Here is a 20770-nt window from a genome sequence, read left to right as displayed (position 1 = left end):
ATGTACAAATCTTTATTTTTTTGTTTAAAAATTTTTGCCGTACTTATTCTAATAGGTTGTGCGGTTGTGGGGTATATAATATATCACTATTCACGTGATTTACCTGATTACTCACAACTTGCACGTTATTATCCACCGTCGGTAACGCGTATTTATTCCCGTGACGGTAAATTAATGGAGGAATATGCTTTTGAACGCCGAGTATTTGTACCGATTAATAGCGTACCGAGTTCATTAATAGAAGGTTTTATCGCAGCTGAGGATAAGAATTTCTATAACCATCCCGGCGTCGATTTACTTGGAATAGTTAGAGCGGCATTTTTAAATATATCTAATTATTTACATCATAGGCGTATGGAAGGAGCGTCTACCATTACGCAGCAAGTGGTCAAAAATTTTCTGCTAACTAACGAAGTTTCTCTTGAACGTAAGATTAAAGAAGCGATTCTTTCTTATATGATTTCAAGAGTATTTACTAAGGATCAAATCTTAGAATTATATCTTAATCAAACATTTTTTGGTCGTGGTGCATATGGCATTGCGGCAGCTGCACAAAATTATTTTAATAAATCCGTAGAGGAACTTACTATTGCAGAATCAGCTTTTATTGCGGCACTGCCTAAAGCCCCTTCCGAACTTAATCCAGAGAGAAACTACGCTAGAGTAAAAGCTCGTCGTGATTATGTAATAGCACGTATGTTTGAAGATGGTTATATAACAAAAGATGCTGCGAAAGAAGCTATGGATAGCCCGATAGTTTTACGTAAACGAGCTAAAGAAGAAACTGTTACGGCTGATTATTATGCCCAGCAGGTGCGAGAAGAAGTAATTAGGATGCTAAATAGTAAAGAAGAATTTTATACCGGAGGGCTTACTATTATTACTTCTTTAGATGCAAAGATGCAGCAATTAGCTGAAAACTCTTTAAGAAAAGGTCTAAGGGAGTTTGATAGAAGGCGTGGTTTTAGAAAAGCTATAGCTAATATCTCTCTTGATAATTGGCAAGAAGAGCTAAAAAAACTACCTACGCCTTCATCGCTTTTAGAGTATAAATTAGCTGTAGTTCTAGATGTAGCCGATAATCATGCAGAGATTGGACTTATAGACGGCAGTAAATCTAAGATGCCTATTGCTGAAATGAAATGGGCAAAAAGTAATCTTAAATCAGTTAAGACCTTGCTTAAAAAAGGTGATGTGATAGTGGTTGAATCTATAAAAGACGGCTATGCTCTTCGTCAAATTCCTGAGGTAAACGGTGCTATTATGGTTATGAACCCAAATACCGGACAGGTACTTGCAAGCGTCGGCGGTTATGATTTTTCCACAAGTAAATTTGATAGAGTAACTCAAGCACTTCGTCAACCAGGTTCTTTGAGTAAAACCTTTGTTTATTTAGTAGCCCTTGAAAACGGTGTTAAACCTAATCAGATTTTTAACGATGGACCTATTGAGATTTCGCAAGGTCCGGGTATGCCTAGTTGGCGTCCTAAAAATTATGAAGATAAGTTTTTAGGCGAAATCACTATGCGTACCGGTCTTGAAAAATCTCGTAATCTTATAACTGTAAGAGTTGCAACTGCCGTAGGACTTACAAAAATCGTTGATATAATTAAGCGATTCGGTATTAATAATGAACCAAAAAAAGTTTACTCTATGGTACTTGGTTCAATTGAAACTACACTTAGCAGAATGACTAATGCCTATGCAATTATTGCTAACGGCGGTAAAAAAGTTGAACCTCATTTTGTAGAATTAATTAAAGACCGTAACGGTAAAATTATTTATAGGCGAGATAATAGAGAATGTCTTTCTTGTAATGTTTCGGATAGCAATTTAGATATCGCAATATTAGAAATACCGAAAGAAGATATTTATAGAGTTACGGATGAAGCTAGCGATTATCAAATTACTTCGTTTTTAACCGGAGCAATAGATAGAGGTACTGGCTATGCTGCGAAGAAGTTAGGGAAAATTATCGGTGGAAAAACCGGTACTAGTAACGATAGTAAAGATACATGGTTTGTAGGTTTTACACCCAAAATAGTAGTCGGTAGCTATGTTGGCTATGATACACCGAAAGAGCTTGGAAAAAGAGCAACAGGTTCAAACGTAGTATTGCCGATTTTTATTGATTTTATGAGTAATGCTTATAAGGATGAGCCATCGCTGCCTTTCAAAGTTCCAGATTCAATTAAGCTAATCGCCGTAGATAGAGCAACCGGTAAAATTACACCAAGCGGCACAGTTATGGAGGCGTTTAAAGTCAATAATGTTCAGATGCTTGAGAATGAAGATATGATCGATAATCACGATAATAATGATATTTTTGATTATGTGCCGAGCAAAGAAGATCAGTCTCAAGAGATTTACTAAGTATACTCGTTTAATTTGAAAAATTGGCGTCGTTGTTTTATATTTTTTGATCCTCACGTACTAGTGTACGCTGCGGTCAAAAAATATAAAACGCCTTGCTCTTTTTCAAATTAAACTTCGTCTACCTACTTATTCGTTTATTTGGAATTTTATTTTAACCTATGAAAAAAATTATTTTATATCTAACTGCTCTAATATCACTTACTATACCTTTTATAACTAAAGCTGATTGTTTTATAGTTAAAGAAAATGACAAATTTATCAAACAAGAAGGTAATTGCGAGTCTCGTTATGCTCCATGTTCAACATTTAAAATTGTCTTAAGCTTGATGGGTTACGATGATGGTTTTTTAATTGATGAAACTCACCCGAAGTTACCTTTTAAAGAAGGATATCCTGCTATGTTAGAAACTTGGAAGCAACCACACACACCTAAAGAATGGATGAAGAATAGCTGTCTTTGGTATTCGCAAGTCATTACAAAAGAATTAGGTATTGAAAAATTCCGTGATTATGTAACAAAATTTGATTATGGTAATCGTGATATTTCAGGAGATAAAGGAAAGAATAACGGTTTAACTAATTCATGGCTTTCTAGTTCTTTAGAAATTTCACCGGAAGAACAAATAGCTTTTCTTCAAAAACTTACGGAGAATAAATTGCTGGTAAGTGTTAAAGCCCAAGAAATGACTAAAAATATTTTGTTTATGGAAGATTTTGTAGATGGTTGGAAGCTTTACGGTAAAACAGGCAGCGGTAATAAACTTAGCCAAGATAGAACCGTAAAGTTAAAAGATAAACAAATTGGATGGTTTGTAGGTTGGTTGAAAAAAAATGACAGAAAAATTTTCTTTGTGCATTTTATTGAAGATACTAAACCTTATGATTCTTATGCAGGGCAACGTTCTAAAGAAGCAGCGAAAGAAAAGCTAAAAGAATTGATAAATAAAGAATTGAAATAAATTTCAATTTTTATTTTCGAGGAACAACCAACAGTGAATTTGCTATTGGTTGTTGATTAAAAAGCAAGAATCTAAGTTACAGGAGTACCTTCGTCTTCGGAGAGTCCGGTCATATCTACCGTAGTATGATCATTATGCTCTTCAGTAGCGTTAGCAGCAAGTTTATCTTCAGCTATAGTAGCAGCTCTTTCAGCTTCAATTTCATCAATATATTGTTTTAATTTAGCTTTTTTTGCGTTTTTATTTCTAACGCAATACCAAGTTACTCCTGCACCTATTGCAACAACTATGGAGGCAGCTACAGCTGTACCAATGCCTATATATGCAGCTAAGGAATTATCGTTATCACTCTCATCAAACATATTTTCTTGAGGGTTATAAGTTGAATTGAAAGCAGTATTAGTAAGGTTTGCTACGGTGTTATTAATTAAATTTATTCCCGTTTCAGTCCAACTTTCAGTGTTATCGGAAAAGATTGATTCAGAAATTTCAGTAGTAGAATTTGTTATTGTGTTATTAACTGCATTAGTCGCCATTTCAGATAAATATTCTGTTACGGACTCTGTCCATCCCTCGGTTGTATTAATATCACTTGCTTGAGTAGTGCTAGATATCGGGTTAGCTATTAAATCCTTTATTTCTGAGAGAATCACCTGTAGAGCATTTTCTTTCTCTACTTCAAATATTTCGCACCCTTTAATATCTCCTATAATAGGGTTATTATCCCCTGCGATATTAAGTATACCCTCAATAGTAAGATTTCCTTGAAGATTTTCTTGACATATTTTAAGCAAGCGTTCCTCATATATATAAGTCTTATCACCTTGTTTTTGCAATATATAATCCCGTATAGTTTTTCCATTATCATTAATCGTTGTAATAATAGCTTTATTTGCAGTTAATACTTCCTTTATTTTGAACATTCCTTCAAATACAAAATTGCTTGTTTCAGTATTTAATAATTCAATTCCTTTATTACACAGAGTTGTTAATATATTCTCTTTAGGGCAAGTCTGTTCAATTAAACTAAGGGTAGGAGTAGTTAGATAGTAACTGGCCACATTATGCCCTATTTTAAGCATGTGGTATCTTTGACCACCAATTGTTTTTATTGTATTAGTTCTTGCTGCGGTAGTTAAAGAAAAGTGTAATATGTGATTCATGCCGTTCTATCCTTAAGTTTTAAATTAAGGTAGCACAATAGATAAAACTAAATAGATTAGTCAAGAAATTACTAATAAAAATTAATATTTAATATATAATCATTGCAATTTTATTCTTAATTGATAATTTTATTGTTTGAGTGATATAAAAGTGTTACAATAATAATACTAATCAATAAAAATAAGTCTATATGTCTAAAAATCCAAGAGTTAATGTTACTTTTGAGCCGGTAATTTCCACTTTGCTTAGTAATTTAGCAGTTCAAGAAAATAAATCTTTATCGAGTTTAGTCAGAGAATTAACACTTGAAGCTCTTGAAATGAGAGAAGATTTATTTCTGTCAAAAGTTGCTAAAAAGCTTGATAAAGAGAATGCTAAAACTTACTCTCACGAAGAAGCGTGGAAATGAATTATAAAATACGTTGTCTAGAAGAAGTAACAAATAAGCATATCCCAATGCTTTCCTCCAATGCAAAAACTCTTATCAAATGTGCAATTGAAGAACGATTAATGTTTGATCCCATAGCTTTTGGCAAACCGTTACGCTATAGTTTGAAAGGTCATAGAAGACTCCGAGTAAGTGATTATCGTATTATATACCGTATTGAACAAGAAACATCTACGGTAATTATTATTGCAATCAAACACAGAAAAGAAATATATCAGGAATTATATATAAACCTTGTTATCTCTTGAAGTATCTAAAGAAATGTTATAGAGTCAAAAAGTTCATAGAAATTTGAGGGATATTATGCAAGTAGTAAAAGCTTTAGAACAAATTTTAGCAGATAGTTATGCTTTATATTTTAAAACACAGAATTATCACTGGAATGTAGAAGGAGCAGAGTTTAGAAGTCTACATTTATTATTTGAAGGACAATATGAAGATTTAGCTGAAAGCTTAGATGAACTTGCTGAAAGAGTGAGAAGTTTAGGTGCTAAAGTCCCTGCATTATCAAATTTAATAAAGCTTGCATCTATAGATGAGGCAAATCCAAACGTAACAGTAAACGAAATGCTTAAAAGTCTAACAAAAGATCAAGATATTATTAGAGATACATTATATAAGGGACTCAAAGTAGCACAAGTAGAGGGCGATGAGGGGACAGCTGATATGATTATTGGACGGATTAAGGTGCATGAAAAAAACAGATGGATGCTGAAGAGTAGTATACTCGTTTAATTTGAAAAATTGGCGTCGTTGTTGCATGGATACTGAATCGTCATTGCGAGCGACCATAGGGAGCACGGTAATCTCATGAAATAATAACAAACTCCTGAGATTGCCACGTCGAGGCTTTGCCTCTCCTCGCAATGACGTTAATGCTCATAACAAACAAAACTAACGAAATAAAAATAAAATGGAACAATACGATGTAGCCGTTATAGGCGGTGGTCCTGGTGGATATGTTGCGGCAATTAGAGCAGCACAATTAAAGAAAAAAGTTGTATTAATAGAAAAAGAACATTTAGGAGGGGTGTGCCTTAATTGGGGATGTATACCGACTAAATCTTTGCTAAAATCTGCTGAGGTTTTTGAATATATAAAACATGCTAAAGATTATGGAATTGATTCTAAAGGTGCTGAAATCAATATTAAGAAAATAGTTGAACGTTCAAGAGAGATTTCAAATAAGCTTGCAGGCGGCGTTAAGTTACTACTGAAAAAAAACAAAGTTACCGTAATAGACGGAGTAGCAAGCCTTGCAGGAAGTAAGGTAATAAGTATAAATGATAAACCTACGGTAAAAGCAGATAATATTATTATAGCTACTGGAGCAAGATCTAGGGTTTTAAAAGGCTTTGAGCCTGACGGCAAGCAAATATGGACTTCAAAAGAAGCTATGATACCGCAGCATGTGCCGAAATCTATGATTATTGTCGGCTCAGGTGCAATAGGTATAGAATTCGCTTCATTTTATAATAGTATTGGTGTGGATGTTACCGTAATTGAGGCACATAATAGAATATTACCTGCTGAAGATACGGAAATTGCCGGAATCGCTCATAAGAATTTTGAGAAAAAGGAAATAAAAATTATTACAAATGCTAAATTAATTAAGCAAACAAAATCAAAAGATAAGATAGAAGTTGAGCTAGAGTTATCCGGTAAAACACAAAAATTACAAGCTGAAATCTTACTTATGGCAGTAGGTATTACGGCGAATACAGAAAATTTAGGACTTGAAAAGACCAAAATTAAAGTAGAAAACGGTTATATAGCTACTAACGAATTAATGCAAACTGCGGAATCAGGAATTTATGCTATAGGCGATGTAGCAGGAGTGCCTTGTTTAGCTCATAAAGCAAGCCATGAAGGTATTATTGCAGCGGAAAGCATAGCGGGCTTAAAGCCACATGCTATCAATAAGCATAATATACCGGGTTGCACTTATTCTTCACCGCAAATAGCAAGCGTCGGTTTGACTGAAGAAGCAGCAAAAACTTTAGGTTATGAGCTTAAAATAGGCAGATTCCCTTTTATAGCTAATGGCAAAGCTTTAGTAAGCGGTGATAGCGATGGCTTAATTAAAACTATATTTGATGCTAAGACGGGTGAGTTGCTCGGTGCTCATATGATAGGCTCGGAAGTAACAGAATTAATACAAGGATATGTGGTTTCAAAAAATTTAGAAGCAACAGAGCTTGATTTAATTAATACTATCTTCCCGCATCCGACTTTATCGGAAATGATGCATGAGTCGGTGCTTGCTGCTTATGATAGGGCAATACATGTATGAACAAAGATAATTTAATCGAGAATTATGCAGTGGCGTTATTTAATAACGCTATGGTTGATAATATACAAGATGAAATCTTTGAAGAAATTACCTCTATAAATCGTATAATTACCGATAATTTTGATATTAGAGAGTTCCTATTTTCTCCTATAGTAAATAAGAACGACAAAATTAACGTAGTCAATTCGTTAGCAAAAAATATCAAAATTAGCACAATAGTACAAAATTTTTTATTGTTATTGGTAAAAAATTCTCGTACTGCTATTTTATCTAATATAGTAGATGTTTATAATACTTTACTATATGAAAGTAAAAACATAAAGATAGTTCAGGTTATTTCTGCAAATAAGTTACAACCTAAAGAGCAGGAGTGGATTAAATCTCGTATAGAAAAAGAATTAAATCAAAAAACAGAAATATTATTTGATATAGATAGTACTATTATTGGCGGTATTGTAGTTAAATATGATAGTATGCTGCAAGATTACTCAATAAAAGGTAGTTTAGAGAAAATAGCTAAGATTTTAAGAAAAGTTAGGGTTTGTTAATGTCATCCCCGCGTGGTCTTGTTGCGTGGACCTGTTTATCCGTCATTGCGAGGAAATTACGAAGTAATTGACGAAGCAATCCAGTAAAAAATTCTTATTTACAGAATTTTTTTAATTATTTCCTAGATTGCCGCGTCGCTTCGCTCCTCGCAATGACGACCTTCAGTATCCACGCAACAATGCTTCCCCGCATAGGCGGGGATCTAGAAAAGCAACCTTAATTATTTTGATAAAATAACCATATAAAAACAAGTTTTTTATATGGTTATACTGGATTCCCGCCTACGCGGGAATGACATGTAAACATATTAGGAGTCATCCCACATGAAACTAAAGCCTATTGAAGTAGCTGAAATATTACAAAAGGAAATAGCTAATATTAATTGCTTAAGTGAGCTTGAAGAAGTAGGGCAGGTAATCTCGGTCGGTGACGGTATTGCTAAAATTTATGGTCTTGCTAATGTAAAATCCGGTGAAGTAGTAGAGTTTAAATCCGGTGTTAAGGGGCTTGTTTTAAATTTGGAGAATGATAGCGTCGGTGCTGTAATTATGGGCGATGATAACCAAGTACAGCAAGGAGATAATGTCAAAAGAACTAAAGAAGTTTTAGAAGTACCGGTAGGAAAAGCCTTGCTTGGTCGTGTTGTTGATGCTCTAGGTAATCCTATTGACGGCAAAGGCGATATTGCAAGTAAAGAGTACAGACATATCGAGATGAAGGCTCCGGGAATAATAGAAAGAACGAGCGTAAGCGAACCCGTACAAACCGGAATAAAGGCTATAGATTCGTTAATTCCGATAGGTAGAGGGCAAAGAGAGTTAATAATCGGTGATAGACAAACCGGAAAAACGGCGATAGCGGTTGATACTATTATTAATCAAAAACAAGCTCATTCACTTACTAATGAAAGCGATAAAATTTATTGTATTTATGTAGCTATTGGGCAGAAAAGATCAAGTGTTGCACAGATAGTAAAAAAACTAGAAGATGCCGGAGCAATGGACTATACAATCGTTGTTTCGGCTACTGCATCAGAAGCTGCAGCTCTTCAATTCATTGCCCCTTATTCTGCCTGTAGTATGGGCGAATATTTTCGTGATAATGGTATGCATGCACTTATTATTTATGATGATTTAAGTAAGCATGCCGTCGCATATAGACAAATCTCATTATTACTTAGAAGACCTCCCGGGCGAGAAGCATATCCTGGTGACGTGTTCTACCTGCATTCAAGATTGCTTGAGCGAGCCGCCAAAATATCAGAGGAAAAAGGTAGCGGCTCACTTACTGCACTTCCTATAATTGAGACGCAAGCAGGTGATGTATCTGCTTATATCCCAACAAATGTTATCTCAATTACCGATGGTCAAATCTTCTTAGAAAGCGAGCTATTTTATAAAGGCGTAAGACCGGCTGTTAATGTCGGTATTTCAGTAAGCCGTGTTGGTTCTGCAGCACAAATAAAGGCTATGAAGCAGGTAGCAGGTTCGGTAAAGCTAGAACTTGCTCAATTTAGAGAGCTGGAGTCTTTCTCGCAATTTGGATCAGATCTAGACCCTGCCACTAAAGCACAAATCGATCACGGTAAAAGATTAGTTGAGATATTAAAACAAGCTCAATATCATCCTTTTCCGGTAGAAGAACAAATAGTAAGTATTTATGTCGGAACTAAGAAATATTTAAATGATGTACCGCTTCAGAAAGTAAAAGAATTTGAAGATAAAATGCTTACGGATATAAGGTTAAATAAAAAAGATATTTTGGAATCAATAAAAAACGAGCAACGTATAACCGAAGAAACCGAGCAGAAACTAAAAGCATTTTTAGAAAATTTCGTTAAGGAATTTGTTAAATAAAATGATATTGTTTTTGTGTAGATACTAAATCGTCATTGCGAGCGACTGAAAGGAGCGTGGCAATCTCAGGAGATCGACGAGATTGCCACGTCGCTTCGCTCCTCGCAATGACATAAAAATACTAAATAAATATGTCAAATTTAAAGCAATTAAGAACTAGAATTAAAAGCGTTAAATCTACACAAAAGATTACTAAAGCAATGCAACTAGTATCAGCTTCTAAAATGGCAAAAATAAAAAGTCAAATAGCCAATTCAAATTTTTATATTGAGGCTATTAGTAAAATGATGTCTGCTATATTATCAATTGATATGTATGAGTTATCTATAGAAGAGCAGAAATTTTTTAATACCATGCCGAATAAAGCAAATTTATTGATAGTTATGACATCACAGCGTGGTTTATGCGGAACGTTTAATTACAGTATAATTAAGCAAGTTAAGAATGATATTAAAGAGTTAGAAAATAAAGGCGAACAAATAAAGCTTATCATTATAGGAAAAAAAGGTTACGAAGCACTAAAAAGGCAATATGCAAATTATATTGATAGTTATTTTGAGTTACCCAAAATTCATGATGAAAATCTGATGCTGCAAGTAAAACAAAAAATTATGTCGCTAGTCGCAAATCTAGAAGTTAGTAATTGTGTTATATATTTTAATAAATTTAAGAACGCAATGACTCAAATTATGACTAGACAACAGGTTTTACCGGTAGAAAAATATTATAATGATTCTAAAATAGAGAATGACCATTATGAGTATGAGGGAGAAAATCTAATTTCTAATCTAATTAATTTATATGTGAATTCCCAAATAAATTATGCTTTACTACAAAATAGAGCAAGTGAGGAGGGAGCTAGAATGACCGCTATGGAAAATGCGACAAATAATGCTAATGATTTAATAAGTAAATTAGTTTTAAAGTTGAATAGATCAAGACAGGCTATTATTACTACGGAGTTAATAGAGATTATAGCAGGTTCTGAAGCTGTTTAGTGACCGTCATTGCGAGCAAGCCGTAGGCTGCGTGGCAATCTCATCAAATATCCCGAGATTGCTTCGTCGAAACTTTCAGTTTCTTCTCGCGATGACGTTTTTTATAAGAACATTATCTTAACAGAAAAATTATGACAAAAAATATCGGTAAAATTACTCAGATTATTTCAGCGGTGGTGGATGTAAAATTTACGAATAACGGTGAGTTACCGGAAATTTTAAATGCTCTAGAGTGCTATAACGATAAACAAAGAATAGTGCTGGAAGTAGCACAACATATAGGCGATGATACGGTGCGTTGTATTGCTATGGATTCTACGGAAGGATTAGTGCGGGGTGTAGAAGTAATAGATACAGGCAGTCCTATTCGTATTCCTGTAGGTACTGAGACGCTTGGGCGTATTATGAATGTTGTAGGTGAGCCGATTGACGGTAAAGGAGACATTAAAAGCTCAAATATTTCTTCTATATATAAGTCTGCTCCTGATTTTACCAATCAGTCAACCGAGCGTAATATATTAGTAACCGGTATTAAAGTTGTTGATTTACTTGCTCCTTATACTAAAGGCGGTAAGATAGGACTATTCGGTGGTGCAGGTGTAGGTAAAACCGTGCTTATAATGGAGCTTATTAATAACGTAGCTAAAGCACATGGCGGTTATACCGTATTTGCAGGAGTCGGTGAGAGAACTAGAGAGGGTAATGATCTTTACCATGAAATGATTGACTCGGGTGTGATTGACCTTGAGAAACCGGAAAATTCAAAAGTAGCTCTTGTTTATGGACAAATGAACGAGCCGCCGGGAGCAAGGGCAAGAGTTGCGTTAAGCGGTCTGACCATTGCGGAAAGTTTTAGAGATATGAATGAGGGGCAAGGTGTTTTATTCTTTGTAGATAATATTTTCCGTTTTACTCAAGCAGGTTCTGAAGTATCGGCGTTGCTCGGTAGAATTCCGTCAGCGGTAGGGTATCAGCCTACTCTTGCTACTGATATGGGAGAGCTACAGGAGCGTATCACCTCTACTAAGAACGGCTCAATAACTTCCGTGCAGGCTATATATGTACCGGCAGATGATTTAACCGATCCTGCTTCTGCTACTTCTTTCGCACATTTAGATGCTACAACAGTACTTAACCGTCAGATAGCCGAGCTTGGAATTTATCCGGCAGTTGACCCGTTAGATAGTAATTCTCAGGTACTTGACCCGATGATTGTCGGTGAAGAACATTATAGCGTAGCAAGACAAGTGCAGCAGGTTTTACAAACTTATAAATCGTTGCAGGATATCATCGCTATTTTAGGTATGGATGAGTTATCCGAAGAAGATAAACTAACCGTGTCGCGTGCTAGAAAAATACAACGTTTCTTATCGCAGCCTTTCCATGTCGCCGAAGTATTTACCGGAGCTGAAGGAAAATTTGTTAATTTAGCCGATACTATAGCAGGTTTTAAAGGGCTTGTAGAGGGTAAATACGATGATTTACCGGAAGCTGCTTTTTATATGGTCGGAACTATGGACGAGGCTATAGAGAAAGCGAAGACGTTGAAAGGATAAATGTAACCATAATCGTCATTGCGAGCAGCCGTAGGCTGCGTGGCAATCTCATGAAATAATAACGAACTCCTGAGATTGCTTCGTCAATTATTTCATAATTTCCTCGCAATGACGAAAAATATAATTAGCCCATGAACGAAACAATTCTAGTCAAAATAATTACTACTTTAAGTATTGCATTTGAAAAGCAAGCTAAAATGGTAACAATTCCGGGTGAAGAGGGTATGTTTGGAGTGCTGCCGAATCACGCTCCGATGATCGTTAGTTTAAAAGCCGGTTTAGTACAGGTTTATATAGATGATATACACAACCCACAAATTACTTATCTTGTTTCCGGCGGTGTAACCGAAGTAACGGGAAGTTATGTTAACATAGCCACAGAAACGGCTATTAACGTTACGAATTTAAGTGAAGCGGAAATAGCAACTAAGCTTCTCGATCTTCAAAAACCTTTATCAGAACAACATTAATTTGTTTGAAAAATCTACGTTTTGGGATAAGGTTATTTTAATAATTATTTCTAGTTTTTATGTCATTCCCGCGGAAGCGGGAATCCAAAAAAAAGCGAAATAAATTGAGCTTTTAATTTTAAAAACTTAAAGTATTTATAAATTTTTATTACTGGATTCCTGCTTTCGCAGGAATGACATGGTCGGCGATGCCACTTAAGTACCACACAACGAATATTAGAGTGAGAAACAAATGTCAAAAGTGCATAATTCAGAATATATAAAAGAGTTATCAGTCGATAATATTTCCTACGAAATTTACGATATAAATAAAGCGGCAAGCGATATCGAACTTCCTTTAAAAAAGCTCCCCTACAGTTTAAGAGTATTATTTGAAAACGTGCTACGTACCGGTGGGAATAAAGAAAGCTTACTTGTATTTAAAGAATGGCTAAAAACTAAAAAATCTGATGCGGAAATAGATTTTATGCCGGCAAGAGTTTTGATGCAGGATTTTACCGGTGTGCCTGCTATTGTAGACTTGGCTGCTATGCGTGATGCGATGAAGAAAATAGGAGGCGATCCGTTAAAAATTAACCCGCTTATTCCTGTTGATTTGGTAATAGACCATTCCGTAAGCGTTGATTCTTATGCAGCTAAGGACTCATTCGATAAAAACGTACAGATGGAAATGAAACGTAATATAGAGCGTTATGCATTTCTTAAATGGGGGCAGCAAGCATTTAATAATTTTAAAGTAGTGCCGCCTGGTACAGGTATTTGCCATCAGGTAAATTTAGAATATTTAGCAAAAGTCGTGTGGCATAAGGACGGGCTTGCTTACCCTGATAGTTTAGTTGGAACAGATAGCCATACAACCATGGTAAACGGTGTATCGGTGCTTGGTTGGGGAGTTGGCGGAATAGAAGCAGAAGCTGCAATGCTTGGACAACCTCTTACTATGATCCTGCCGGAAGTAATTGGGGTAAAACTAACAGGAAAATTAACAGGCATAGCTACCGCAACCGATTTAGTTTTAACCGTTACCGAGATGCTACGGAAAAAGAAAGTAGTAGGTAAATTTGTTGAGTTTTTCGGTGAGGGGCTAAAAAATCTAACGATTGCCGATCGTGCTACCATTTCTAATATGTCGCCTGAATACGGTGCTACTTGTGGCTTTTTCCCGATTGACCAAGAAACTATAAAATATTTAGAGCTAACAGGTAGAGAAAAAACGCAAATCAAATTAGTAGAAAAATACGCAAACGAGCAGAATCTTTGGTATGATTTTGAGCATGAGGCAGAATATACCGAAATTTTAGAGTTAGATTTATCGAAAATACAAAGTTCACTCGCCGGTCCAAAACGTCCACAAGATAGGGTAAATTTAAATGACGTTGCGAATAGTTTTAAACAAGAATTACCGTGTCTTGCTTTAGAAAATAAGGACATTGATAAAAAGTATGTTATAGCAAATCAGAATTACGAAATCGGTAACGGTGATGTAGTAATTGCAGCAATTACTAGCTGTACTAATACTTCTAATCCTAGTGTGATGATTGGTGCAGCACTTCTTGCTAAAAAAGCACTAGAACAAGGATTAAAGGTAAAGCCTTGGGTTAAAACTTCTCTTGCTCCGGGTTCAAAAGTCGTAACGGAATATTTGAAGCTTAGCGGTCTTGATAAATATTTAGATGAATTAGGGTTTAATCTAGTAGGTTACGGCTGCACTACTTGCATCGGTAATTCCGGACCTCTAAATCCGGAAATAGAGGAAACTATTAACAAAAACGGGCTAGTTGTTGCTTCTGTTTTATCTGGTAATAGGAATTTTGAAGGGCGAATTAATCCACTTACTAAAGCAAGCTATCTCGGCTCGCCTATTTTAGTCGTAGCATATGCACTTAGTGGCACTCTTAATATAGATTTAAATAATCAGCCGATAGGAAAAAATATTTATTTAAAAGATATTTGGCCAAGCAAAGAAGAGATAGATGAAGTTATTGCAAATTCAATTAATTCCTCTATGTTTATAGAAAAATATTCCGATATATTTAGCGGAACGAAAGAGTGGAAAGATTTACAGATTACAACTAGCTCTACTTATAACTGGAATAAGAACAGTACCTATATTAATAATCCGCCTTATTTTGAGGATATAGGCAGCAAGAATAGTATAAAAGATATAAAATCTGCAAAAATTCTAGCAATTTTCGGTGATTCTATTACTACCGATCATATTTCGCCGGCAGGAAGTATTAGTAAAACCAGCCCTGCTGCTAAATATTTAACGGACCATCATATAGAGCCTCTAGATTTCAACTCTTACGGATCACGTAGAGGAAATCATGAAGTGATGATGCGTGGCACATTTGCTAATATCCGTATAAAAAACGAAATGTGTAAGGGAGTAGAAGGAGGCTTTACTATAAACCAATTAAGTAGTACGCAGCAAACTATTTACGATGCGGCTATGGACTATAAAGCTAATGATGTACCTGTGGTGATTTTTGCCGGTAAAGAATATGGTAGCGGTTCGTCTAGAGATTGGGCGGCAAAAGGTCCGCAACTGCTTGGCGTAAAGGCAGTGATTGCCGAGAGCTTTGAGCGAATACATCGTTCAAATTTAGTTGGTATGGGTATTTTACCGCTAACTTTTACCGGCAATAATACAAGATTAGATTTAAAGTTAGACGGTTTGGAAACTATTGATATTATAGGCTTAAGTGAACAAATAAAGCCTTATAATCCTGTTAAATGCGTGATAAAAAAACAAACTGGCGAAACAAGAACAATCGATTTAATATTGCAAATATTTACGGATAATGAGATAAATTATATAAAGCACGGCAGTATTATGCATTTTGTGGTAGAGAGTTTGAAAAAATAACTATGTATAGAGTTAATCCAAGAGTAGATCTAGCATTTAAAAAAATCTTTGGAGTAGAAGAGAACAAAGATTTATTAATATCGCTTATTAATTCTATAGTAACCAAGGAAGATCAAGTAAAAGAAGTAACTCTACTTAATCCATATAATCCAAAGAGTTTTTTAAACGATAAGCTTTCTGTTTTAGATATTAAAGCCAAAAGCGAAAGCGGTAAAATGTTTAATATCGAAATCCAAGTAACGGATGAAGCAAATTATGATAAAAGAGCTTTATATTATTGGGCAAAGCTATATGCTGGACAGCTAAAAGAAGGTTCTAGATATTCAGAATTAAACAAAACGATAGGAATCCATATACTTAATTTTACTGGCATCACAAATATTGATAAATATCATAATATATTCAGGTTAAAAGAAGATGAAACCGGTTTGAAATATTTTGAGGATATAGAGCTACACACTATAGAACTCAATAAGTTTGCTGATAACATTAAAGAAGAATTATCTGATATAGTAAAAAAAGTAAAGAATGCTTTAGATATATGGGTTGCTTTTTTTACTCGAAATGATTTGCTAAATAAAGATAAGCTTCCTAAAGAATTAAACAGTAAAGAGCTAAAGAAAGCATTAAATGTGCTTGAAGTAATAAATTTAAGTGATGAAGAAAGAGAAGAATATGAAAATCGCTTAAATTGGCTTAAAATTGAAGCTAGTGCTGTTAAGAAAATGGAAGAAAAAACAATAGAAAAAATAGCAAAAAAGATGTTAATTAAAAAAAGACCTATAGAAGAAATTATGGAATTTACCGAATTACCTATGAAAGAAATACAAAGATTAAGATGAAATCTAAGAGTTTATCAGTAAACAAATTTTAACCGGTAATTTAATTCTTTTTTGCTGCAAATTATAAGATTTTTTTGAAATATGAATAATATTCCCACAAAAATCTTATCAATTTTCGCTAAAAAAGCTCTTTAATTACTAATTAAAGTTTATTTACCGATAGCCTCTAATCAGTAAAAAAGGAAAAACATATGGACAAACATCTTAAAGAATATACCGAGAGCGGTAAGAAAAACTTAATTGTAGTATATATATTATATTTATGCGGGATAGTAGTACCGATATTACCATTAATCGGAGTATTTTTTGCATATCTTAATAAAGATAAAGGTGATAATTTTGCTACTAGTCATTACGTGTTTTTATTTCGTACTTTTTGCCTTGGGGTACTTGGGTGGATTGTATGTTTTATATTTACGTTTATCATTATTGGAGTAGTACTATACTTTGCACTTGCTGTTTGGTATGTACTTCGTGTTGCCATCGGTTTTAAATATATGGTAGAGGATCAAGCTTATCCGAACCCTATGACTTATTGGATTAAATAAGATGATAAAACTGAACGTAGACGGCTCTGAAATAGAAGTATCAGAAGGTAGCACCGTTTATCAAGCCTGTACACAAGCAGGTAAAGAAATTCCTCATTTTTGTTATCATGAGCGTCTAAAAATCGCCGGTAATTGTCGTATGTGCTTGGTTGAAATGGAAAAATCACCCAAGCCTATAGCTTCTTGTGCAATGCCGGTAAGTAACGGTATGGTTATTCACACCGATACACCTATGGTAAAAAAAGCACGTGAAGGGGTGATGGAGTTTTTACTTATTAACCATCCTCTAGATTGTCCTATTTGTGATCAAGGTGGGGAGTGCGACCTACAAGATCAGGCTTTTAGATACGGTAAAGGTACTAATAGATTTCATGAAAATAAGAGATCTATTAAAGATAAATATATGGGACCGTTGATTAAAACAGCGATGACTAGATGCATACAATGTACAAGATGTATTAGATTTGCAAATGATATAGCCGGAATAGAAGAAATGGGAGCTATTCATCGTGGCGAGCATATGGAGGTAACTTCATATTTAGAGCAAACGCTCGATTCTGAAATTTCCGGTAATATGATAGATATTTGTCCGGTCGGTGCTTTAAATTCCAAACCTTATGCCTTTAAAGCTCGTAAATGGGAACTAAAACATACTGCTAGCATTGGTGTACATGATGCCGAAGGTTCCAATATTCGTATAGATAGTAGAGGCGATGAGGTAATGAGAATATTACCTCGTGTTAATGAAGAAATAAATGAGGAATGGCTTTCTGATAAAAACCGTTTTAGTTATGACGGTTTGAAATATCAGCGTTTAGATCGCCCTTATATCAGAAAAAACGGTAAATTAGTAGAAGCTAGCTGGAGCGAAGCTTTAAAAACGATAGCAGATAAAGTTAAATCCATAAAACCGGAGAAAATTGCTGCTATTGCTGGCTCTCTTACATCTGTTGAGACAATGTTTATGCTAAAAACATTAATGCAAAAGCTTGGCTGTAATAATTATAGTGTTAATCAGTTTAACTATAAAATAGATACAAACGAGCGGGGCAACTATTTATTTAATACAACTATTGCCGGCGTAGAAAAGGCTGATTTGTGTTTATTGATCGGAGCAAATCCAAGGCAGATAGCTCCGGTGTTAAATAGCCGAATAGGACAGAAAGTGCGTGCCGGTTCATTAAAAATAGCAAGAATAGGTGAGGGACATAACCAAACTTATAGAATTCAGGATTTAGGAAGTGATATTAAGATTATTGAGGAGCTAGCTATTGGTACTCATGAGTTTACGAAAGCCTTAAAAGGAGCAAAATATCCGATGATTATAGTAGGTGACGGCGTATATGCAAGAGATGACGGATATGCTATATTGTCGCTTATTCATAAGATAGCGGTTGAATATAATATTATGCGTGATGATTGGAAGGGCTTTAATATATTGCATAATCATGCTTCTATAGTTGGCGGTCTTGACATTGGTTTTAATAATCCTATTAAGCTTGAAGAACTGGAACTCGCTTATCTGCTTGGAGCGGACGCCGTCTCATTTGATAAGCTGAAATCGGCTTTTATAGTATATCAAGGACATCATGGGGATGCAGGTGCTGCGAATGCTGATGTAATTTTACCTGCGGCTGCTTATACAGAGCAGAGCGGAATTTACGTAAATTTAGAAGGAAGACCGCAAATAGCAGAAAAAGCAGTATCGCTTGTAGGAACAGCTAAAGAAGATATAGAAATTATTAAAGAGGTGGCAGGTTTCCTAAAAATAGATATCGGAATGAGTGATTTACAAGAAGTAAGAGCCAAACTTGCTAAAGAATATGAGATATTTGCTAATATTGATAAAATTGTAGAGAGTAAATTTGCTAAATTTAGCTCTAAAGATAAGTTATCAAAAGAGCCTATAACTACGGAACCTATTAATTATTATATGACTGATGTAATTAGTAAAAACTCGGTCACTATGGCTAAGTGCGTAGAGGCTAAGGAAGAAAGAAGTAGGGAGGTAGCATGAAGAATTGTCATTGCAAGCGAACGCAGAGAGCGTGGCAATCTCATGAAGTAAGACTAATTCCTGAGATTGCTTCGTCAATTACTTTGTAATTGCCTCGCAATGACGATAAGATGACAATCAAATAACATTATGACAGAACTCTTTTTTGAATATATTTTCCCGTTAATTATAATCGCTCTAAAGGTGGTGGCGATCACTATCCCTTTAATTTTATGCGTTGCGTATTTAACATATGCAGAACGTCGTGTTATTGGATTAATGCAGCTACGACGTGGACCGAATGTCGTTGGTCCGTTTGGATTACTTCAGCCTATTGCTGATGCGGTTAAGCTTTTATTCAAAGAGCCGATAATTCCAACCAATTCCGATAAAATATTATTTATTTTAGCACCGATGATAACTTTTATATTAAGTTTAATCGGCTGGGCAGTTATACCTTTTGCAAAGGGCGTAGTTCTTGCAGATATTAATGTCGGTGTTTTATATATTCTTGCTATATCCTCTTTAAGCGTTTATGGCATTATTATTGCCGGTTGGGCTAGTAACTCAAAATATGCATTCCTTGGTGCTATACGTTCCTCGGCCCAAATGATTTCTTATGAAGTATCGATGGGACTCGTTATTATTACTGTGTTACTTACTACTGGTACTCTCAATTTAAGTGGGATTATTGAAGCACAAAGAACAATGCCGTGGTGGATTGATTTAATGCTACTACCTATGGGTGTCGTGTTTTTTATCTCAGTGCTTGCCGAAACAAATAGGTTACCTTTTGATTTACCTGAAGCAGAGTCAGAGCTAGTTGCAGGCTATAATGTTGAATATTCCTCTATGGGATTTGCTTTATTTTTTCTAGGTGAATATGCTAATATGATATTAGTTAGTGCAATGACTACGACTTTCTTTTTAGGAGGTTATTTGCCGCCCTTTAATATATCGTGGTTAGATTGTATTCCGGGATTCTTTTGGTTTATATTTAAGGTCGGATTCTTATTGTTTTGCTTTTTATGGATTAGAGCAACCTTGCCAAGATATCGTTATGATCAATTAATGCGTTTGGGGTGGAAAGTATTTTTACCTCTAACTTTATTTTGGGTGGTGTTAGTGTCAAGCGTACTTGTTTATACTGATAACTTGCCAAGTGTTTAGAGGGGGAGAGTATCATTGCTCTACATTGTCATCCCGTGGCTTGACCACGGGATGACAGGTATTTTTTAATATTATGATAAACTATTTAAAATCATTTTTTCTATATGAGATAGTACGGGGGATGGCTTTGACTTTAAAGTATTTCTTTAAGCCCAAAGTTACCATAAATTATCCTTATGAAAAAAGTCCTGTTAGCCCTAGATTTAAGGGTGAGCATGCACTGCGTCGCTATGAAAACGGCGAAGAACGTTGTATTGCTTGCAAGCTTTGTGAGGCAATTTGTCCGGCACAAGCGATAGTGATTGAAGCTGATGAACGAGATGACGGCAGTAGACGTACCACTCGTTATGATATAGACATGACAAAATGTATTTATTGCGGGTTATGCCAAGAAGCTTGTCCTGTAGATGCGATAGTTGAAGGACCTAATTTTGAGTTTGCAAGTCTAACTCATACTGCACTTATTTACGATAAAGAAAGATTACTGCAAAACGGCGATAGATGGGAGCAGGCACTAGCTAGTAAATTACATAAGGATTATGAGTATAGGTAAATTACTATAGTACTGGATAGTTTTTGAAAATCCCTCGTCATTGCGAGGAGTTGCGTTAGCAAACGATGCGGCAATCTCATAAGATAATATAAAAAAACTCCTGAGATTGCCACGCCGGCATAA

19 protein-coding genes are annotated in these 20770 nt (G+C 35.2%); 17 read left to right on the top strand and 2 right to left on the bottom strand.

What is annotated here, in order from left to right; translation table 11 throughout:
* Positions 1 to 2373 carry a penicillin-binding protein 1A gene (locus BN1174_RS03210; protein WP_040256456.1) on the top strand — a complete coding sequence of 791 codons (2373 nt, stop codon included), beginning with the start codon at positions 1 to 3 and terminating at the stop codon, positions 2371 to 2373.
* 161 nt (positions 2374 to 2534) lie between these two features.
* Positions 2535 to 3335, top strand: coding sequence for a class D beta-lactamase (gene blaOXA, locus BN1174_RS03205; protein ID WP_040256453.1), 801 nt, complete (start codon positions 2535 to 2537; stop codon positions 3333 to 3335).
* A gap of 71 nt (positions 3336 to 3406) precedes the next feature.
* On the opposite strand, the gene BN1174_RS11570 is transcribed toward blaOXA, so the two are convergent.
* Complete coding sequence (locus tag BN1174_RS11570; RefSeq protein WP_082022272.1) at positions 3407 to 4498, bottom strand: hypothetical protein; 1092 nt, start codon at positions 4496 to 4498, stop codon at positions 3407 to 3409.
* A 191-nt stretch (positions 4499 to 4689) separates the two neighbouring features.
* Between BN1174_RS11570 and BN1174_RS03185 the strand changes: the two genes are divergently transcribed.
* The 8 genes from BN1174_RS03185 to atpD all read left to right on the top strand — a co-directional run bounded on the left by BN1174_RS03185 (position 4690) and on the right by atpD (position 12199).
* Entirely contained in the window at positions 4690 to 4908 is a 219-nt protein-coding gene (locus tag BN1174_RS03185) for a DUF6290 family protein (protein WP_040256452.1), read from the top strand.
* Positions 4909 to 5009: 101 nt separating this feature from the next.
* Positions 5010 to 5195 (top strand): type II toxin-antitoxin system RelE family toxin, encoded by a 186-nt coding sequence (locus tag BN1174_RS11565; protein ID WP_231555768.1) that lies wholly within the window; start codon positions 5010 to 5012, stop codon positions 5193 to 5195.
* A gap of 55 nt (positions 5196 to 5250) precedes the next feature.
* Positions 5251 to 5682, top strand: coding sequence for a Dps family protein (locus BN1174_RS03175; RefSeq protein WP_040256448.1), 432 nt, complete (start codon positions 5251 to 5253; stop codon positions 5680 to 5682).
* A 178-nt stretch (positions 5683 to 5860) separates the two neighbouring features.
* Entirely contained in the window at positions 5861 to 7240 is a 1380-nt protein-coding gene (lpdA, locus tag BN1174_RS03170; RefSeq protein WP_040256445.1) for a dihydrolipoyl dehydrogenase, read from the top strand.
* Complete coding sequence (gene atpH, locus BN1174_RS03165; protein ID WP_040256443.1) at positions 7237 to 7788, top strand: ATP synthase F1 subunit delta; 552 nt, start codon at positions 7237 to 7239, stop codon at positions 7786 to 7788. The genes lpdA and atpH overlap by 4 nt, the downstream gene beginning before the upstream one ends.
* Before the next feature lie 324 nt (positions 7789 to 8112).
* Positions 8113 to 9645 carry a F0F1 ATP synthase subunit alpha gene (atpA, locus tag BN1174_RS03160; RefSeq protein WP_040256442.1) on the top strand — a complete coding sequence of 511 codons (1533 nt, stop codon included), beginning with the start codon at positions 8113 to 8115 and terminating at the stop codon, positions 9643 to 9645.
* A gap of 131 nt (positions 9646 to 9776) precedes the next feature.
* Positions 9777 to 10643 carry an ATP synthase F1 subunit gamma gene (atpG, locus tag BN1174_RS03155; protein ID WP_040256440.1) on the top strand — a complete coding sequence of 289 codons (867 nt, stop codon included), beginning with the start codon at positions 9777 to 9779 and terminating at the stop codon, positions 10641 to 10643.
* Positions 10644 to 10774: 131 nt separating this feature from the next.
* Positions 10775 to 12199, top strand: a complete 1425-nt coding sequence (atpD, locus tag BN1174_RS03150; RefSeq protein ID WP_040256438.1) for a F0F1 ATP synthase subunit beta — start codon at positions 10775 to 10777, stop codon at positions 12197 to 12199.
* Here atpD and BN1174_RS09805 read toward each other — a convergent pair.
* Complete coding sequence (locus BN1174_RS09805; RefSeq protein WP_156138460.1) at positions 12168 to 12308, bottom strand: RND transporter; 141 nt, start codon at positions 12306 to 12308, stop codon at positions 12168 to 12170. The two genes, atpD and BN1174_RS09805, sit on opposite strands and share 32 nt — an antisense overlap.
* Positions 12309 to 12330: 22 nt before the next feature.
* Between BN1174_RS09805 and BN1174_RS03145 the strand changes: the two genes are divergently transcribed.
* The 7 genes from BN1174_RS03145 to nuoI all read left to right on the top strand — a co-directional run bounded on the left by BN1174_RS03145 (position 12331) and on the right by nuoI (position 20647).
* A complete protein-coding gene (locus BN1174_RS03145) occupies positions 12331 to 12669 on the top strand; it encodes a F0F1 ATP synthase subunit epsilon (RefSeq protein ID WP_040256436.1) in 339 nt (112 codons plus the stop codon).
* A 232-nt stretch (positions 12670 to 12901) separates the two neighbouring features.
* Positions 12902 to 15538 carry an aconitate hydratase AcnA gene (gene acnA / locus BN1174_RS03140; RefSeq protein WP_040256434.1) on the top strand — a complete coding sequence of 879 codons (2637 nt, stop codon included), beginning with the start codon at positions 12902 to 12904 and terminating at the stop codon, positions 15536 to 15538.
* A gap of 2 nt (positions 15539 to 15540) precedes the next feature.
* Positions 15541 to 16380 carry an Rpn family recombination-promoting nuclease/putative transposase gene (locus tag BN1174_RS03135; RefSeq protein WP_040256433.1) on the top strand — a complete coding sequence of 280 codons (840 nt, stop codon included), beginning with the start codon at positions 15541 to 15543 and terminating at the stop codon, positions 16378 to 16380.
* Between the two features lie 191 nt (positions 16381 to 16571).
* A complete protein-coding gene (locus BN1174_RS03130) occupies positions 16572 to 16928 on the top strand; it encodes a DUF4870 family protein (protein ID WP_040256431.1) in 357 nt (118 codons plus the stop codon).
* A 1-nt stretch (position 16929) separates the two neighbouring features.
* The gene (gene nuoG / locus BN1174_RS03125; protein ID WP_040256429.1) at positions 16930 to 18945 is read left to right on the top strand and encodes an NADH-quinone oxidoreductase subunit NuoG; all 2016 of its coding nucleotides are present in this window, start codon (positions 16930 to 16932) and stop codon (positions 18943 to 18945) included.
* A gap of 129 nt (positions 18946 to 19074) precedes the next feature.
* Positions 19075 to 20094, top strand: a complete 1020-nt coding sequence (nuoH, locus tag BN1174_RS03120) for an NADH-quinone oxidoreductase subunit NuoH (RefSeq protein ID WP_040256427.1) — start codon at positions 19075 to 19077, stop codon at positions 20092 to 20094.
* A 73-nt stretch (positions 20095 to 20167) separates the two neighbouring features.
* Positions 20168 to 20647, top strand: coding sequence for an NADH-quinone oxidoreductase subunit NuoI (gene nuoI / locus BN1174_RS03115; protein WP_011271560.1), 480 nt, complete (start codon positions 20168 to 20170; stop codon positions 20645 to 20647).
* Positions 20648 to 20770 lie beyond the last annotated feature (123 nt).

It is taken from the genome of Rickettsia hoogstraalii, from assembly GCF_000825685.1.
GTDB classification, from domain to species: Bacteria; Pseudomonadota; Alphaproteobacteria; order Rickettsiales; family Rickettsiaceae; genus Rickettsia; species Rickettsia hoogstraalii.
Note: the sequence above shows the minus strand (reverse complement) of the source record. Positions and strands in the feature narration are given on the sequence as shown.

What these genes read in the sequence shown, in the direction of transcription:
- BN1174_RS03135 (WP_040256433.1), top strand. Translation starts at nt 15,541, where the DNA reads ATGTATAGAGTTAATCCAAGAGTAGATCTAGCATTTAAAAAAATCTTT.
- atpA (WP_040256442.1), top strand. Translation starts at nt 8,113, where the DNA reads ATGAAACTAAAGCCTATTGAAGTAGCTGAAATATTACAAAAGGAAATA.
- BN1174_RS11570 (WP_082022272.1), bottom strand. Translation starts at nt 4,498, where the DNA reads ATGAATCACATATTACACTTTTCTTTAACTACCGCAGCAAGAACTAAT.
- BN1174_RS03145 (WP_040256436.1), top strand. Translation starts at nt 12,331, where the DNA reads ATGAACGAAACAATTCTAGTCAAAATAATTACTACTTTAAGTATTGCA.
- BN1174_RS11565 (WP_231555768.1), top strand. Translation starts at nt 5,010, where the DNA reads ATGTTTGATCCCATAGCTTTTGGCAAACCGTTACGCTATAGTTTGAAA.
- BN1174_RS03210 (WP_040256456.1), top strand. Translation starts at nt 1, where the DNA reads ATGTACAAATCTTTATTTTTTTGTTTAAAAATTTTTGCCGTACTTATT.
- atpG (WP_040256440.1), top strand. Translation starts at nt 9,777, where the DNA reads ATGTCAAATTTAAAGCAATTAAGAACTAGAATTAAAAGCGTTAAATCT.
- lpdA (WP_040256445.1), top strand. Translation starts at nt 5,861, where the DNA reads ATGGAACAATACGATGTAGCCGTTATAGGCGGTGGTCCTGGTGGATAT.
- blaOXA (WP_040256453.1), top strand. Translation starts at nt 2,535, where the DNA reads ATGAAAAAAATTATTTTATATCTAACTGCTCTAATATCACTTACTATA.
- BN1174_RS03130 (WP_040256431.1), top strand. Translation starts at nt 16,572, where the DNA reads ATGGACAAACATCTTAAAGAATATACCGAGAGCGGTAAGAAAAACTTA.
- nuoH (WP_040256427.1), top strand. Translation starts at nt 19,075, where the DNA reads ATGACAGAACTCTTTTTTGAATATATTTTCCCGTTAATTATAATCGCT.
- acnA (WP_040256434.1), top strand. Translation starts at nt 12,902, where the DNA reads ATGTCAAAAGTGCATAATTCAGAATATATAAAAGAGTTATCAGTCGAT.
- BN1174_RS03175 (WP_040256448.1), top strand. Translation starts at nt 5,251, where the DNA reads ATGCAAGTAGTAAAAGCTTTAGAACAAATTTTAGCAGATAGTTATGCT.
- atpH (WP_040256443.1), top strand. Translation starts at nt 7,237, where the DNA reads ATGAACAAAGATAATTTAATCGAGAATTATGCAGTGGCGTTATTTAAT.
- nuoI (WP_011271560.1), top strand. Translation starts at nt 20,168, where the DNA reads ATGATAAACTATTTAAAATCATTTTTTCTATATGAGATAGTACGGGGG.
- atpD (WP_040256438.1), top strand. Translation starts at nt 10,775, where the DNA reads ATGACAAAAAATATCGGTAAAATTACTCAGATTATTTCAGCGGTGGTG.
- BN1174_RS03185 (WP_040256452.1), top strand. Translation starts at nt 4,690, where the DNA reads ATGTCTAAAAATCCAAGAGTTAATGTTACTTTTGAGCCGGTAATTTCC.
- nuoG (WP_040256429.1), top strand. Translation starts at nt 16,930, where the DNA reads ATGATAAAACTGAACGTAGACGGCTCTGAAATAGAAGTATCAGAAGGT.